This window comes from Burkholderia sp. WTPI3, assembly GCF_021483755.1.
In the GTDB taxonomy this organism is placed as follows: domain Bacteria; phylum Pseudomonadota; class Gammaproteobacteria; order Burkholderiales; family Burkholderiaceae; genus Burkholderia.
On record NZ_JAGIXF010000116.1, the window covers coordinates 1 to 15555 of the forward strand.

Sequence of the window (15555 nt, forward strand, 5' to 3'; positions counted from 1 at the left end):
CTAATCCCTCAATGCACACTTCCGAAGAATACATTTGTCTGATTTAGATAACATCGGAGAATTTCGTTTTTATCGTTCGCGTGCGGCTCTGTAGTCTCCTGCCATTCCGGTTTACCGATGCAAATCAATACGCAAGGAGATGAAATGAAACGCACGACCCTCTCGATGCTTTCGATCGCGTCGTTCGCGGCAATGCCCGCCGCGCATGCACAAACGAGCGTCACGCTGTACGGCGTGGTCGACACGTCGATCACGTACGTGAATCATGCGCAGGGCAAGGACAGCGCGTGGATGCTGGGCAACAGCAGCGCGGGCAACCTCGCCGGCAGCCGCTGGGGCGTGAAAGGCACCGAAGATCTCGGCGGCGGGCTGAAGGCGCTGTTCCAGCTCGAAAACGGCTTCGACCCGAGCAACGGCCGCCTGGGCCAGAACGGCCGACTGTTCGGCCGGCAGGCGTTCGTCGGCCTGACAAGCGACCGTTACGGCACGCTCACGTTCGGCCGCCAGTACGATCCGCTCGTCGACCTCGTGCAGGGCATCACCGCCGACAACTATCTCGGCAGCGTGTTCGCGACGCCGGGCGACGTCGACAACTACGACAACAGCTTCCGCGTCGACAACGCCGTGAAGTACACGTCCGCCGTGTATTCGGGCCTGCAGTTCTCGGCGATGTATTCGTTCGGCGGAATCGCCGGCAGCACCGGCGCCGCACAGTCGTATTCGGCCGCCGTGTCGTACAACAACGGGCCGTTCAGCGTCGCGGGCGGCTACTTCCACGCGACCAACAGCCCCGCATCGAACACGATCCGCGACGGCTGGAGCAGCTCGTCGGACGGTACGTTCGACGGCCCGATCAACAGCGGCTATGCGAGCGCGCACTCGATCGGCATCGCGCGGATCGCGGGCCAGTACGTCGCCGGCCCGTTCACGTTCGGTCTCGGCTACAGCAACGCGCAATACCGCCGCGACGCGAGCGCCGCGTTCAACTCGAACGAGCACTACAACACCGGGCAAGGCTTCGTGAACTACCAGGCGACGAATGCGCTGCTCGTGGGCGTCGGCTACAGCTACACGCGCTCGGGCGGCGACACGTCGGCTACCTATCACCAGGTGTCGGCCGGCGCGGACTACAACCTGTCGAAGCGCACCGACGTGTACCTGACCGCCGCGTACCAGCACGCGAGCGGCCGCACCAGCGACGGCAACGGCGGGTCGATGGCCGCTCAGGCGTCGATCGGGTCGTACGGCTATGCGGGCACGAGTTCGCAGACCCTCGTCAACCTCGGGCTGCGTCACCGCTTCTGATCGACGGCGGCCGGCTGCGCACTGCACGGCCGGCCGGCACCCGATCGACCGACACGGCGGCTTCGGCCGCCGTCGTCGCTTGCGGCCCGCGTATCGACAGGCCCTCGGCTGTCGATGCGCGTCGTCCATGGCTGGGTTGACGGCAAAACTGACGCGAGGCGTCATCTTCGTGACGACCATCGCGTGGAGCAACTTGCGCCCGACAAGACGTCCTTTTTACCGATTGCACCGGGTCGCACCGATGCCGGCAGCGCTGAAAACACGCGCCAGATGGCCGTCAAATGCAAAGGAAAGTTTGATGCGAGCCATTTGTCTGCTCGCTATGGCACACTTCGCGTCTGCGTAATTTCCTTGCACCGGGCGGCCGGATTCCGCCCCATCCTGCCATGCCGCGTCAGACTGCCCGTTCGATCAGCCACGCCACGCCGAAGATCGCCGCGACGATCGCGATGTCGTGCGCGCTGCACGGCATCGCGCGCGCCGACTGCCTCGACGACGCGGCCACGTTCCAGCACGTGAGCGTGAGCCTGCTGCGCGGCATCGCGCAGGTCGAATCGGGGATGAATCCGAACGCCGTCAACACCAACACGAACGGCACCGTCGACATCGGCCTGATGCAGATCAACAGCACGTGGCTGCCGACCCTCGCGCGCGAGGGCATCACGCAGCAGAGCCTGTTCGATGCGTGCACCAATGCGTATGTCGGCGCATGGATCCTGTCGCAGAATATTCGCCAGCTCGGTGCGAACTGGAACGCGATCGGCGCGTACAACGCTGCTTCTCCCGACAAGCGCCTCGCGTATGCGCGCAAGGTCTATGATGCAATCCGGACCATGCCGGATTCGCCGGATACTCCCATGCCCATCCTTCCACCGTCCTTTACGCCGCCGCAACAGGTGCAGCCGTACAACCCGTTCGCGAGCCTGAGCGTGTCGGCACCGGCGGTCACGCGGCCGCGCATGCTCGCGCCGGCCGCCCCGCCGCCGCAGCAGCAAGGCGGGCCAGCCGGCCCGGCCGGCACGTACAACTTCGGCTGGACCGTCACGGGCGCCGACCAGGCCAAGCCGACCCAGGTGTTCGACGACGGATCGCGGATCTACGTGCAGTTCAGCGACATGAAACACGTGCCGGCGATCTTCACCGAAACGTCGTCGGGCCGCGTACTGATGTCGTGGGAGCTGCAATTCCCGTATGCCGTTTTGACGCGTCCCGCGCAAACGTTAATCTTCCAGCTCGGGCCGTTCGAGGCGCGCGCGCAGCGCGGCGGAGCCGGGTCGGCCGGGGCCGGTGCGGCCATGCAGGCAGGTACGGCAACGCCGCAGCCGGGCGCGGCGACGACCACGGCTGCCACGCCGCCCGCGTCGAAACACGCTGCCAGTGCCGCGGCCAAGCGCGCCGCGTCGTCCGATGCGCTCTGGTATATCGACACGGCATCGACGTCGGGTTCGACAGCGACCGCGAGCACGGCGAATCCCCCGCCGGCATCGACGCCGGCGACGTGGCCCACCGCGGTGACGTCGAGCGCGCCACCGCCCGTTGCAACGCCTGCCGCGACGCCGAAAGCGCCGGCCGCACGCGTCAGTACCGACGCACTCTGGTATATCTCGAAGTAACGTGCGCAACCGGCATGCGTCATGCAGGCGCGGATTACCGGACGATCGCCGTCGCGCCGTCCAGGTCCGGTTCGGCGATGACGCTCAATTCGCCTGCGTCGGCTAGAGTTCCGGCGCGTTCATGTCGTCGCCCCGCTACCGCACGGCTGTGCCGGCCGGCGCCGCCGACAATTCCGGCCATGACGGCCGAGCCATCCGTCACCCGCGCCGCACCCAGATCACCTTCCCGTCGCGAATGCCCAGATCGCGGCGTTCCTGTCGATAGTCCATCGTGCCGGGCAACGACTTGCCGTCGCGCTCGAGCACGCGCCACAGGCAACCGTCGAGCAGCGCGGCCGCATCGGCCTCGGTCTTGCCGATCAGCGCGTCGTCCGGCGCGGCATCCGCCTTGCACGCATGCGCGGCGCCCGGCTGTCCGGCGTTTGCGCCTGCGCCGTTCGTATCGGCATGGGTCGTGTTCATGTTCGCACATCCTGCAAATGTTGCGCTCGCAACGAGTGCAACGATCATCGCGATCGTGTTCTTCATCGATTCTTCTCCGTGTCGCGGCCCGGTGGCGTTTGTGCGGCAAGCGTGCGCGGCCGGATCTTGCATGCGTGACCGGTTCCGCACACCGCAGGCCGTTTCTCGATGGATGCCGGCAAAGCGGCGTGCGGCGCTGCGGCCCGGGCGAGCCGATTCGGCGCACCGGGCTCGCCTGCATGTTACCGCACGCGATTCGCAGCGACGGCGCGAAGCCGACACATCGCACGTGACCGGCCCGCGCGCATCCGTGCCCGCGGTGCAACGATCCAGGCAACCGGTTCAGAACTTGTACGTCGCGCCGGCCATGCCGTAGTAGTTGCTGCGCGACTGGACGATCGGGCTGTCGCCGTAGCGGCCGAGCAGTCGCGTCGCGCCGCCGGTCGCGAGTACTGACCAGTGCCGCGACACTTCCCGGTTCCACGCAACCGACATCGTGGCGCTGTCGATCCCGCCGCTTGTCGAATATGGCCTGAACCGGCTCGCCATCGACTGCGCATCGGTCACGCCGTAGAACGTCTGCGTATAGCGTCCGGTGCCGGCATGCACGCTGCCCGTCACGATGATCTGGTGCTGCGCGGTCTTCAACACCGGCACCGCGAGATCGACGTGCCCCGACACCCCGCGCGACGTGTGCGTCACGGGCGTGTCGACCGTCACGCTCAGTTCGGCCGCGTTGAACAGCGTCACGCCCGCCCGCGCGCCGACGAGCACCGAACCCGGAATCCGGCCCATCCCCTTCAGGTAGTCCGAACCCGGCAGGTCGAAGCGGTTCTCGTCCGCGCGGCCCGGATCGTAATTCACCGCCGCCGACACGAACACGCCGTGCGGCAGGTCCAGCCGGTAGCCGGCGCCCGACGCGGTGTCGATGAAGAAGCCGTTGCCGAACCTCGCCGAAAACGCCGGTGCAACGACGCCGCGATACTGGTTGCTCCCCGGGTAGCGCGGCGCGGCTCCGCCGCCGAGCGAGAGCGAATACTGGTTTTCAGCGTGGGCGGCGGCGGCAAGGGTCAGGCCGGCCAGCGGCATGCAATAGCGGTAGCATCGAAGGGGCGGGCGCACAATATTCAGATGAAAGTGACGGAGCCCGAAGTCTAGGTGCCGCCGTGCGCCCGAACTGTCCGGAATCTGCGGGGAATCTGTGCTCAATTGTGTCGGATTGTTCGCGATTGTCGTGTCGCGGCCCCGGGTGCCGGAGCGCCGGATAGAATTCGCGTGCCGCGACCCGGGTGTGGGACAACGCGCGCGTTTCGAAGAGACCATGAACGACAATCCGCTCAAATACCGTGTGCTGCTGATCGAGGACGACGACCGTCTTGCGCAACTCGTGCGCGAATACCTCGACGGCTATGAATTCTCGGTGACGGTCGTGCGGCGCGGCGACCTGGCCGTCGCCGCCGTGCGCGAGCACCAGCCGGCGCTGGTGATACTCGACCTGATGCTGCCGAATCTCGACGGGATGGAAGTGTGCCGGCGCATTCGCGCGTTCACCAACGTTCCGGTACTGATCCTCACCGCGCGCGCGGACGTCTACGACCAGGTCGCGGGCCTCGAAACCGGCGCCGACGACTACGTGACGAAGCCGATCGAGCCGCGCGTGCTGGTTGCGCGCGCCCGCGCGCTGCTGCGCCGCGCGCAGCAGCCCGTCGCCGACACCCCGGCCGCCGCGCCCGAAGCGCTCGTGTTCGGCGAACTGACGATCTCGCCGCCGAACCGCACGGTCACGTGGCGCGGCGAACCCATCGACCTGAAGACGGCCGAATTCAACCTGCTGCTGATCCTCGCGCGTGCGGCCGGCACCGTGCTGAGCCGCGACGACATCCTGAAGCAGCTGCGCGGGATCGAATTCGACGGGCTCGACCGCTCGGTCGACTCGGGCATCTCGAAGCTGCGCCGCCGCTTCGAGGATGCATCGTCGGAACCGCACAAGATCAAGACGATCTGGGGACGCGGCTACCTGTTCAGCCCTTCCGCGTGGGACGAATGAATGCTGCGCCCGTTGATCAGGCTGTACCTCATCGTGATCCTGTGCGTTGCCGCATCGATAGCGTTCATTCAGATCTCGTTCGACCGGATTTTCTACGAACGCGCGGCGCAGGCGCAGCGCGACTCCCTGACGACCTACGCGTTCGTGCTGAACGATTATCTGGAACGCCATCCCGGTGCGCAGCGGATGCTCGCGCTGCGCGAACTCGCGAAGCACGGCACGGAAGGATTCGACTTCATGACGATGGCCGACGCGCGTGCCCAACTGAGCGGCACGCCGCTGCGCGACCTCGATGGCGGCAGGATCACGATCAGCTACGACGGCAAGGATTACTACATGCCGCTCGCGGACGGCTCCGTGCTGCACGCGCGCCCGATCCAGCCGTTCGATCTCGACATCAAGATCTATGCGTACCTGCTGCTCGCGCTCGCCGCGCTGCTGGCGGTCGTGCTGTGGATTTCGTATCACTGGCGCGATCTGCGCAAGCTGCAGGAGGCCGCACGCGCGTTCGGCGCGGGCCACCTCTCCACGCGCGTGAAGCTGTCGGGCCGGTCGAACATCTACGAGCTGTCGCAGCAGTTCAACGACATGGCCGAGCGCATCGAGGCATCGATCAAGCAACAGCGCGAGATGATGCACGGGATCTCGCACGAGTTGAAGACGCCGCTCGCGCGCCTCGAATTCGGGCTCGCGCTGCTTGCCGAGACGGACGAGGACGGCCGCACGCGCGAGCGCCGCGACGAGCTGCGACGCGACGTGCGCGAGCTCGACGATCTCGTCACCGAGCTGCTCACGATCGGACGGCTGGAACAAGGCGCGAGCGAACTCGCGCCGATGGAAGTCGTCGTCGATGCACTGATCGACAGCGTCGCCGGCAACGTCGCGAACGATGTCGCCGATCGTGGCCTCGTGCTCGACGTGTCGACCGCGGGCACGCCTGCCGCCCACGTATGCGATCCGAAGCTCGTCGCACGCGCGCTGCTGAACCTGATCCGCAACGGCGCACGCTATGCGTCGCACACGGTGCGGCTGTCCGCGGCGAGCGATGCGTCCGGTGCGCTGATCCTGAGCGTCGACGACGATGGCCCCGGCATTCCGGTCGCCGATCGCGCACGCGTGTTCGAACCGTTCCAGCGACTCGATTCGAGCCGCGACCGTCAAACGGGCGGGTTCGGTCTCGGCCTCGCGATCGTGCGGCGCGTCGCGCTTGTGCATGGCGGCGACGTGCGGCTCGAGGACTCGTCGCTGGGTGGCGCGCGCTTCGTGATCACGCTGCCGGCGCGGACCTTGCCTGCGTTCCTGGGTGACGCGCCGCCGTCCCGCGCGGCACATACGCGCCAACGCCCGTCGTCACGGCCCGATGCCGGATAGCACCGCCCGCCTCGCACCGGTCCGATACCGGTTCTCGATACGTCGTATCGATCTACTGGCGGCTTCGCCGCATGCGGCCAGCCGGCGCACCCGGTACGGCCCCCGGCGAAAAGATCAGACGATATCCGGATTTCAACCAGGCGAGTCGGCCGCGCGGGCAGCAGCGGCCCGCATCTAGCCGTGATGCATCGCACGATCGATCGGATTCGAGGAGATCGCTCAGTACTCCAGCACACTTATCCTGAATTCGGTTGAGCCATGTCGCACCTGAACCGCTGCATTAGCTCCCGCGATTTCGTCAGACTCGATGCACGCGCAACCGTCCTGACGATTGATTTCGCAGCGATGCGCGATGCGCCGGCACCTGCCCGGCATGCGCGAGCCATTACATATCGTTACCCCGCCGAACGCATCGACAGCCGCTACCCGCACCGCACGCCTTGGTTAGGGCGGCGAATGTACCCGTCTGCCACCCCTGCCGTCTGCGAGGTTTGCTTACACACCGCAAAGGCTTTTCATGATCCAACCCGCTAGCCTTGGATCACCCCTCGTACCCGCATTGGCATGCGACCCGTTCAACCTTCGATACGCCGGACGCTCATCATGAAACAGCCCGCTCTCCACCCCGCCGCCGGCAACCGCCGACGCATCGCCACCGCCGCCGCGGCCTGCGGCGTGCTTGCCGCCGCCTGGTTCGGCAACATCGCGCCTGCTTCCGCGCAGGTCATGGTGCTGGCGCCGCCGGCGCCGGTCTATGAAGCCGCGCCGGCGCCGCGCGTCGGCTATGCGTGGGAACGCGGCTACTGGGCCTGGCAATACGGCCGCTACGTATGGGTGCCCGGCCACTGGACCGAAGTCGAACGGCGCGTGGTGGTCGCACCGCCGACCCCGCCCGTCGCGCAGGTGATGCGTGTGTCGGCCGACGCGCTGTTCGCCTTCGATCGCGGCGACCTCGCCGACATCCTGCCCGGCGGTCGCGCGGACATCCGCGACATCGCGGCAAAGCTGAGTGCATCGCGCTTCGCCCGCATCGAAGTGCGCGGCTATACGGACCGGCTCGGTTCGGCTTCGTACAACCTGCAATTGTCGCAGCGTCGCGCGAACGCGGTGAAGGCGCTGCTGGTGCAGCACGGCATCCCCGCCGATCGGATCGACGCGCGCGGGCTCGGCGAGCAGGATCCGATCACGCACTGCAGCGACAACCAGTCGCACGACAGTCTCGTTGCGTGCCTGCAGCCCGATCGCCGCGTCGAGATCGTGACCTTCGCACGCACGGATGACCGCTACGGCCCGCCGCAGCGGCCATATCAGCCATACCGGCAGTAACGGCCGACGCTCACGATTCCGCCAGCGCGACCGTACGTGCGAGTCGCGCCGGCGCGGTTTCCTTCAGCGACAGCGCGACGATCAGGCCGAGCACCAGCGCTCCCATGCCGAGTTGCATGATGTACTGGATGCCGAAATGCTTCGCGACGTAGCCTGCAACCGACGGTGCGATACCGCCGCCGAAGATCTCGCCGACGCCGATCACGAGCCCGGACGCGGTGGTCATCAACTGCGCGGGCACGGCTTCCGCGCTGATCGGGCCGACCGTCAGCGTGATCATTGCGAACACGAAGAAGATCGTCGCCAGCAGCCCCGCGAACAGCGCGACCGGATCGGCGCCGGTGAGCGAGAACGCCCATAACGACACGAACGCGCCGATCACCGACAGCACCATCACGGGACGGCGTCCGATCCGGTCGGACAGCGCGGGCATCGCGATCCCGCCGAGCGTGCCGCCGATACCGGTCGCGGACAGCACGAAGCCCATTTGCTGCAGACCGAGATGCAGATAGTCGGTCAGGTAGTTCGGCAGCAGCGCGCTCAGCACGATCAGGCAGGTCAGCCAGCACAACATCCCGACGAAACAGAGCGGCACGTTCCGGTAGCGCAGCACGTCGCGCCACCGATGGCTGCCTGCGTCGCCCGCGTCCGTATGCGCGGCCGCGCGCTCGGCGCTGGTGTCGCGCAGCACCTTCCACGTCAGCATGCAGACGATGAGCCCTGGCAGCGCGACCATCGCGAAAATCCAGTGCCACGGCACGATGCGCATCAACTGCGTGACGACGATCGGCGCGATGCCGAGCCCGAGCAGCGGCAGCGCCGCCTGCTGGATGCCGACATTGCGGCCATGCCGAACCGGATCCGACGCTTCGAGCGTCGCGGTGATGCTCGACGGCGTGTACGCCCCTTCGGCGAACCCCATCACCGCGCGAATCGCCATCAGGCTGCCGACGCCCCATGCGAGCCCGCTCGCGCAGGCCAGCAGCGAGAAGGCGAGCATCGCCGGAATGATGACCTTGCGATGACCGAAGCGATCGGACAGGTTGCCTGTCACGAGCGCGGATACGCCCCATGCGACCGACAACGCCGCCGTGATATGGCCGAGATCCTGGTAGTCGAGATTCAGGTCCCGCATCATCACGGGAAAGAGCGGCATGATCATGAAACGGTCGACGCCGACGAGCCCGAATCCGAGCGCGAGCAGCGCGACGATCTTCCATTCGTACGAGGTGTCCCGACCGGACACGCGTGCGTTGTTCATCTGGTTTCTCCACGAGGTGCGCATAGCTGCGCGGTCAGAACACGGTGTGCATGCCGATGCGTGCAATCGCCTGGGTAGTGCCGGACGACGCGCCGTCCGGGTCCAGCACGCCGTTGATCTGCGCCTGGGAGCTGCAGTTCGCGCGCTGCCACGCGCCGCTCGCGTAGACCATCGTCCGCTTCGATAACTGATACTGAACGGTTGCCGTGATCTGATGCGCATGGTTGTCGTCGAGCGTCGCATTGCCCTTCATGTACATGTAGTCCGCACCCAGCGTCATCGCGTTCGTGAGCTTCCACGTGCCGCCCAGCTCGCTCATCCACGCAGCACCGCCCGACGCCGCGTTGCGCACCGTCGTGAACAGCGCGCTCAGGTTGAGCGCGCCGAACCCGTAGCGCAGGCCAGCGCCCCAGTTGCGCACGCTGGTCGCGGCCGAGCCCGCTTGCGCGCCGTATTTCTCGTTCGTATAGGCGGCTGCCGCACCGAACGCTCCGATCGAATAGTCCGCGCCGACGCTCACCGTGTTGTTCGCGCCGATGCTACCGGGCACACCGCCGACGCCGTACAACGCGCCGACCTTGATTCCGCCGATCACCGGACTCACATACTTCACCGCATTCGCGACGCGCTGGCTGCCGGCCATCCTGTCCCAGTCGAATGCGCCGGTCGGATTGCCCGGTAACGCGAGTTTCTGGAACGGGCCGTTACGCAGGTTGTACAGACCGCCCACGTCGCGCGCCGCATCGACGCCGCCGAAGAACAGCGTATCGGCCATGAACTCGTACTGGTTGCCGAGCGTGATCGTGCCGTAGCGGTCGTTCTGCATACCGACGAATGCGGTGCGCGCGAACAGCCCGTCGCCGATCGTCGCGCCGGAGCCGATCGCGATCTGGCTGACGAGCTGGAAAATTACGTGTGTGCCGCCGCCGATGTCCTCGCTGCCGCGCAGCCCGACGAGGCTCGGCGTGAAAATGCCGTCGTCGAATTTGACGACGCCGTGACCGCCTTCATTGCTGACGTAGCTCACGCCTGCATCGAGCAAACCGAACAGCGTGACGCTGCTCTGCGCGTTCGCCGCGCAGGCATGCCCGAGCGCCAGCAGCCCGATTGCACAGGTCTTTTTGCCGACCATCCTGATCTCCAATTATGATTTGTTGTACTGATTGATGTGACGAAAAAAAGCCCGGAACGCCGGACCGACCAGTCCGGCGAAAGGCGCGCCGGCCCGTGCCGGCGGCATCCGGCGATGGTCAGGCGGCTTCGGTGTTCTCGAAGAAGTAGTCCGGCACGTCCGGCCCCCAGAGATACAGCGAATCCTCCGGCGGGTGGTCGCCGCCCGGCCACTCGGCGCCCGCACCGACATAGTCGATGTCGGCCGAGTATTCCCAGAACGAGCCCCACGGATCGCGCACGTACTGGAAGTAGTTCGAGCCCAGCACGTGACGCCCGACGCCCCAGCCTTCCACGTAACCGGCCCGCTGCATCTGCATCTTGCCGAGCCCGACGTCGTCGACGGTCGGCACGTCCCAAGCGCTGTGGTGCCAGCCCTTCGCGCTGCCCTGCGCGAACGCGACCAGATGATGGTCGCTGCCATGACGCGCATGCAGGAACGCGACGATGCCCGCGGCGCCATCGGACAACGACAGCCCCAGTGCCTGCTCGTAGAACGCGATCGCACGGTCAATGTCCGGCGTGAACATCAGCACGTGCGACAGTCGTGCCGGATGCACGACCGGCGCGTCGCCGCGAAACAGCGCGCCGCGCTGCGGCCGGATACCGGCCGCGCGCTGCGCCGCCGGCTTGCATCCCGGCGTCGTCTTCGCACCCGCCTGCAGTTGCATCAGGTTGCCGTCGGTGTCCTCGAACCAGAAGCCGTCGTCCGGCGAGCGCCCATCGGGCGGCGTCGCCGCATGCCCCCCCGCATCGAGAATCTGCGCGCGCAGCGGCTCGAAATCGTCGGCGAAGCAGTTCAGCGACAGATACGCGAGCCGCTTGCGCGGACCCTCGCGCAGCGTCGCCCATACGTGGCCGCCGGCTTGCGTACGCAGCCGCAATTCCTGCCCGCTCGCCTCGACGTCGAAACCGAACGCCGTCACGAAGCAACGGGCGTCCGCGAGGCTCGGCACGTCGAGCGCGAAATGGTCGATGCTATGGACGCCGAACGGAGCCCGCTTCCTTGTCGCAGTCGTCATTCCGACCTCCGTTATGCTTCGGCCAGTGCGGCCGCGTCGACATTCGCGCGCGCCTGCGGCACGCTACCGAGAATCCGCGCAAGCACGCGCCGCAGCGCGCCGGCCGGGTCGTCCGCCATCGCTTCCGAACGCCACGCGACGAAACGGTCCGGCCGCACCAGCACGCAGCCGTGGTCCTCGATCTCGCGCTGTCGCGCCCAGTCGCCGTACACGTCGAAGGTCGACGTGCCCTGCTCGATCGCCACCGCACGGATCTCGATACCGAATTCGTCGCCGACCTGCTTCGCAGCATCGAGCCACGCGCGTCCGCCGGCCCCGGTCAACACCGTGAACGCGCCGTTCCCGACGAGGTCGAGCGTCGACACCTGTGCGCCGTCGTGCTGGATCCACGCGTGCGGAATCGATGCACCCGGCGTCGTCGTAGGATGATAGTAAAGCTCCGGGTCGCGCGACGGGATCGGGAATGTCGCGCCATCGCGCACGATTGCGGACGACGTGTAGTGCTGCCCGAGCTCGACGCCGTGGCAGTTGAACTGGTAGTTCTGCAGTTCGACCGCATCGGCGAGCGCCTTGCGGCGCTTGCGGCCTGCGCCGTCCTCGGCGAACAGCCCGTCGAGCGACGCCCAGCCCTCTTCCACGCTCTGCCCTTCGGAAAAGCCGAGCGCCTTCGCGATCGGCAGCATCTCGCCGACCGATTTGATCGCACGGTTGACGACCGTCTCGGCAACCGGTTGCCGTTCGTCCGAATAGGTCTGCAGCAACGCGGGCGATGCCTGCCCCTTCACGATCATCGCGAGCTTCCACGCGAGGTTGAACGCGTCCTGCACCGACGTGTTCGAGCCGAGCCCGTTCGCCGGCGGATGTCGGTGCGCAGCGTCGCCCGCAATCGCGACGCGCCCCTTCACCATGTTGCGCGCGACCATCCGGTTGATCGTCCATTTCGACACGGCCTTCACGCGAATCGGAATGTCGGGGTCGCCGATCGTCGCGCGCGCCCGCGCGATCACCGCGTCATGGCTCAGGTCGGGCTCGCCGTCCTTCGGGTTGTACATGAACAGCAGCACCCACTCGTTCCACGGCCGCACGCAGATGTACGTGCCGCTGCCGACCCAGTAGTCGCTGCCCGGCTGGCTCATCCAGTACAGCACCCCCGGGCGGTGCGCGGTGTATTTCTCGAGATCGACTTCGAGCCAGCAGTTCACCGCGCAACCGAGCCCCATTTCGCCGTCCAGCTCGAAGCCCAGCTGCTTGACCACGATGCTCTGCGCGCCATCGGCGCCGATCGCGTAGTCGGAGATCACTTCGATCTCCTCGCGCGTGACGACGTCGACGAGCCGCGAAATCACCGCGTCTTCCGTCTGACGAATCGACACGAGCTCGGTGTTGAACAGGATGCGCGCGCCGTATTCGCGGGCCGCACCGAGAATCACCGGTTCGAGCAGGTGCTGCGGCGCATTGCACATCTGCGACGGGCTCGCCGCCTCGTAGTCGGCCTTGCGCCGCGTGCCGGTGCCCCAGGTCTGCAGCCGTGCGATCTCGCGATCGGCGAAGCTCGTCGCCCACACGTTGTTCGTCATCAGCTCGTTCGGCGTAGCCAGCGCGCGCACGCGCTCCTCGATGCCCAGGTCGCGGAACACCTCGACCGTGCGCTGGTTCGTGATGTGCGCGCGCGGCGAATGCGCGGTGCCCGGATAGCGCGTGATCGCCAGCACGTCGACGCCGTATTTCGCGAGCAACGCCGCGCTCGTCAGCCCGGCCGGCCCCGCGCCGACCACCAGTACCGGAACTCGAATCTGTCTCATGTCTTCCTCAGTCTCTTGATGGGTCCGTTCGGCAGCCGGCGTTCACTGCGCCGCGTCTTCGTCGCGCACCGGGTTGCGCAGAATGCCGAGTCCTTCGATCTCGACCTCGCACACGTCGCCGTCGCGCATGATCAGCTTCGGTTCGCGCGCCCAGCCGATGCCCGCCGGCGTGCCGCTGACGATCACGTCGCCCGCCTCCAGCGTGATCGCCTCGCTGACGATCGCGATCAGCGTCGCGACGTCGAACAGCATGTCGCTGGTGTTCGCCGACTGCACGACCTTGCCGTTCAGCCGCGTTTGCAGTTGCAGTCCGGCACCGCCGGCCGGCATCTCGTCGGCGGTGACGAGCGCGGGCCCGAACGCACCGGTGCCGTCAAAGTTCTTGCCGACGGTCCATTGCGGCGCCTTGAACTGGTACTCGCGCACCGACCCGTCGTTGAACACCGAGTAGCCGGCCACGCAGTCGAGCGCGCGTGCCTTCGGCACGTGACGGCCGCCGCTCTTCAGCACGACGGCCAGCTCGCCTTCGAAGTCGAGCGAATCGGACACACGCGGCCGGATCATCGGCGCGCCGTGCCCGATCAGGCTCGTCGTGAAGCGCGGGAACAGGGTCGGATAGGAAGGCTGGTCGTACGGGCTTTCCTTCGTGTGGTCGGCGTAGTTCAGGCCGACGCAGATGATCTTGCCGGGCCGCGCGAGCGGCGGCAGCCACGTCACTTCGTCGACGTGAAAGATCGGGCCGGCCGACGCGTGGCGCTCGGCGAAGTCGACCAGATCGATACCGCTCGCGAGCAATTGCTCGAGCGTGGTGTCGCCGAGCGACGCGATGCTCGAGCCCCGCTGCACGCCGAGCATCCGCTTGCGGCCATCGGCCGAAAAGTTCACGTAACGCATGACATCTCCAGTTCAAGGGGGTCGTGGCCGGGCTGGCCACGATTTAGATATAAATTTAGAAAATATATATATTTTAGTCTTTTCATGTTTACCCTAGGGTGTGCATATATCCCCACGTTCTGCATATAATTTGGCCATCAGGAGGGAAACATTCGTGGACATGACGTTTGACGACGCTGCGGCCGGCGGCTCCCGGACCATGGCATCGGTACTGGCCGACACCATTCTTCGGGACATCGTGTCGGGTGCGCTCGCGCCCGGCTCCAAGCTGAAGATCCGGGAACTGGCCGACCGCTACCAGGCCGGCGTGATCCCGCTGCGCGAGGCCGTGTCGCGGCTCGCGATGAGCGGTTTCGTCGACGCGGAAGACCAGCGCGGCTTTCGCGTCACGCCCGTCTCGCGCGCGGATCTCGAGGACATCACGTCCGTGCGGCAATGCATCGAATCCGAAGCGCTGCGCGATGCGATCGACAGCGGCAACCTCGAATGGGAAGCATCGGTGCTCGCCGCGTTCCACCTGGTGAACAGCCTGCCGACCGTCGTCGACGAACCGCCGCGGATGAACCCGGACTGGGAACGCGCGCACGACCATTTCCACGCGACGCTGCTGGCCGGCTGCCGCTCGAAATGGCTCAAGCATTTCGCCGCGACGCTGCGCACCCAGACGGCCCGCTACCGCCATCAGTCGCTGCGCAGCCAGCACGCGGGCGAGCGGGACGTCGGCCGCGAACACGAGGAAATCGTCAAGGCCGTGCTCGCACGCGACGCCGATCGCGCCTGTGAACTGCTGCGCCGGCATTTCGCCGTCACCGCCCAGCTCGTGCTCGAAGACACCACGCCCGCCGACGGTGCGCCGCCGGCCATGCGCATCGCCGGCAAGACGCGCGCGCGACGCTAAGTCGCGCGTTCCGTTCGCCGCCCCTCTTCACCGCCCGATCCGCACCGCCGGATCGGGTCGCGTCGCCTTCACACCCATCAGTGATCCTAAACATGCTGCCCATGTTAGCCGCATGTCCACCCTGTTGCGCGCGCATTCCGTTCGATGAACGAGAACACTATGTTCTGTCCGTGCGGGCTACGCACCGCCCCCTGAATCGCATAAGCTGACGACACTCGCCGATACCCGAATCCGGCGAATCAGCAGGCGCGGGCCGTGTCGATGTCGCCGTTGAACCTCGCGACTCGGTTGTCGCGGCACCGCACCGCAGCAGAATCGCATCGCGTCCGCACGACGGGGCGGCGCGATCGTGATCCCCAGCCTCCCCCCATCTGATCTGGAGAG

13 protein-coding genes are annotated in these 15555 nt (G+C 66.6%); 6 read left to right on the plus strand and 7 right to left on the minus strand.

What is annotated here, in order from left to right; genetic code table 11:
* Nucleotides 1-144: 144 nt before the first annotated feature.
* Together J7024_RS33235 and J7024_RS33240 are read left to right on the plus strand one after the other, a co-directional pair.
* Nucleotides 145-1305: a porin gene (locus J7024_RS33235; RefSeq protein WP_124825962.1), complete on the plus strand. Its 1161-nt coding sequence runs from the start codon at nucleotides 145-147 to the stop codon at nucleotides 1303-1305.
* 386 nt (nucleotides 1306-1691) lie between these two features.
* On the plus strand, nucleotides 1692-2918 hold the full coding sequence (locus J7024_RS33240) for a lytic transglycosylase domain-containing protein (protein WP_124825963.1): 1227 nt from the start codon (nucleotides 1692-1694) through the stop codon (nucleotides 2916-2918).
* 198 nt (nucleotides 2919-3116) lie between these two features.
* On the opposite strand, the gene J7024_RS33245 is transcribed toward J7024_RS33240, so the two are convergent.
* Together J7024_RS33245 and J7024_RS33250 are read right to left on the minus strand one after the other, a co-directional pair.
* A complete protein-coding gene (locus tag J7024_RS33245) occupies nucleotides 3117-3446 on the minus strand; it encodes a hypothetical protein (protein ID WP_124825964.1) in 330 nt (109 codons plus the stop codon).
* Nucleotides 3447-3722: 276 nt separating this feature from the next.
* On the minus strand, nucleotides 3723-4469 hold the full coding sequence (locus J7024_RS33250; RefSeq protein WP_124825965.1) for a MipA/OmpV family protein: 747 nt from the start codon (nucleotides 4467-4469) through the stop codon (nucleotides 3723-3725).
* 232 nt (nucleotides 4470-4701) lie between these two features.
* On the opposite strand from J7024_RS33250, the gene J7024_RS33255 reads away from it, so the two are divergent.
* From J7024_RS33255 to J7024_RS33265, 3 genes are all read left to right on the plus strand, one after another.
* Nucleotides 4702-5427 carry a response regulator gene (locus J7024_RS33255; protein WP_124825966.1) on the plus strand — a complete coding sequence of 242 codons (726 nt, stop codon included), beginning with the start codon at nucleotides 4702-4704 and terminating at the stop codon, nucleotides 5425-5427.
* Complete coding sequence (locus J7024_RS33260) at nucleotides 5428-6798, plus strand: ATP-binding protein (protein WP_124825967.1); 1371 nt, start codon at nucleotides 5428-5430, stop codon at nucleotides 6796-6798.
* 603 nt (nucleotides 6799-7401) lie between these two features.
* Nucleotides 7402-8124 (plus strand): OmpA family protein, encoded by a 723-nt coding sequence (locus J7024_RS33265; protein WP_175751191.1) that lies wholly within the window; start codon nucleotides 7402-7404, stop codon nucleotides 8122-8124.
* A 10-nt stretch (nucleotides 8125-8134) separates the two neighbouring features.
* Here the strand turns inward: J7024_RS33265 and J7024_RS33270 are convergent, their stop codons facing one another.
* The 5 genes from J7024_RS33270 to J7024_RS33290 form a co-directional block, all read right to left on the minus strand.
* Nucleotides 8135-9385, minus strand: a complete 1251-nt coding sequence (locus J7024_RS33270; RefSeq protein ID WP_124825969.1) for an MFS transporter — start codon at nucleotides 9383-9385, stop codon at nucleotides 8135-8137.
* A 34-nt stretch (nucleotides 9386-9419) separates the two neighbouring features.
* Complete coding sequence (locus J7024_RS33275; RefSeq protein WP_234745847.1) at nucleotides 9420-10517, minus strand: porin; 1098 nt, start codon at nucleotides 10515-10517, stop codon at nucleotides 9420-9422.
* 118 nt (nucleotides 10518-10635) lie between these two features.
* Complete coding sequence (locus tag J7024_RS33280) at nucleotides 10636-11577, minus strand: VOC family protein (RefSeq protein WP_175751192.1); 942 nt, start codon at nucleotides 11575-11577, stop codon at nucleotides 10636-10638.
* An 11-nt stretch (nucleotides 11578-11588) separates the two neighbouring features.
* Nucleotides 11589-13379: an FAD-dependent monooxygenase gene (locus J7024_RS33285; protein ID WP_234745848.1), complete on the minus strand. Its 1791-nt coding sequence runs from the start codon at nucleotides 13377-13379 to the stop codon at nucleotides 11589-11591.
* A 42-nt stretch (nucleotides 13380-13421) separates the two neighbouring features.
* Nucleotides 13422-14273, minus strand: coding sequence for a fumarylacetoacetate hydrolase family protein (locus J7024_RS33290; RefSeq protein ID WP_124825973.1), 852 nt, complete (start codon nucleotides 14271-14273; stop codon nucleotides 13422-13424).
* A gap of 199 nt (nucleotides 14274-14472) precedes the next feature.
* Between J7024_RS33290 and J7024_RS33295 the strand changes: the two genes are divergently transcribed.
* Nucleotides 14473-15171, plus strand: coding sequence for a GntR family transcriptional regulator (locus J7024_RS33295; RefSeq protein ID WP_233409959.1), 699 nt, complete (start codon nucleotides 14473-14475; stop codon nucleotides 15169-15171).
* Nucleotides 15172-15555: the final 384 nt, after the last annotated feature.

Bases quoted from the DNA above. Each gene is read 5' to 3' on its own strand.
- J7024_RS33235 (WP_124825962.1), top strand. From the start codon at position 145: ATGAAACGCACGACCCTCTCGATGCTTTCGATCGCGTCGTTCGCGGCA.
- J7024_RS33240 (WP_124825963.1), top strand. From the start codon at position 1,692: ATGCCGCGTCAGACTGCCCGTTCGATCAGCCACGCCACGCCGAAGATC.
- J7024_RS33245 (WP_124825964.1), bottom strand. From the start codon at position 3,446: ATGAAGAACACGATCGCGATGATCGTTGCACTCGTTGCGAGCGCAACA.
- J7024_RS33250 (WP_124825965.1), bottom strand. From the start codon at position 4,469: ATGCCGCTGGCCGGCCTGACCCTTGCCGCCGCCGCCCACGCTGAAAAC.
- J7024_RS33255 (WP_124825966.1), top strand. From the start codon at position 4,702: ATGAACGACAATCCGCTCAAATACCGTGTGCTGCTGATCGAGGACGAC.
- J7024_RS33260 (WP_124825967.1), top strand. From the start codon at position 5,428: ATGCTGCGCCCGTTGATCAGGCTGTACCTCATCGTGATCCTGTGCGTT.
- J7024_RS33265 (WP_175751191.1), top strand. From the start codon at position 7,402: ATGAAACAGCCCGCTCTCCACCCCGCCGCCGGCAACCGCCGACGCATC.
- J7024_RS33270 (WP_124825969.1), bottom strand. From the start codon at position 9,385: ATGAACAACGCACGCGTGTCCGGTCGGGACACCTCGTACGAATGGAAG.
- J7024_RS33275 (WP_234745847.1), bottom strand. From the start codon at position 10,517: ATGGTCGGCAAAAAGACCTGTGCAATCGGGCTGCTGGCGCTCGGGCAT.
- J7024_RS33280 (WP_175751192.1), bottom strand. From the start codon at position 11,577: ATGACGACTGCGACAAGGAAGCGGGCTCCGTTCGGCGTCCATAGCATC.
- J7024_RS33285 (WP_234745848.1), bottom strand. From the start codon at position 13,379: ATGAGACAGATTCGAGTTCCGGTACTGGTGGTCGGCGCGGGGCCGGCC.
- J7024_RS33290 (WP_124825973.1), bottom strand. From the start codon at position 14,273: ATGCGTTACGTGAACTTTTCGGCCGATGGCCGCAAGCGGATGCTCGGC.
- J7024_RS33295 (WP_233409959.1), top strand. From the start codon at position 14,473: ATGGCATCGGTACTGGCCGACACCATTCTTCGGGACATCGTGTCGGGT.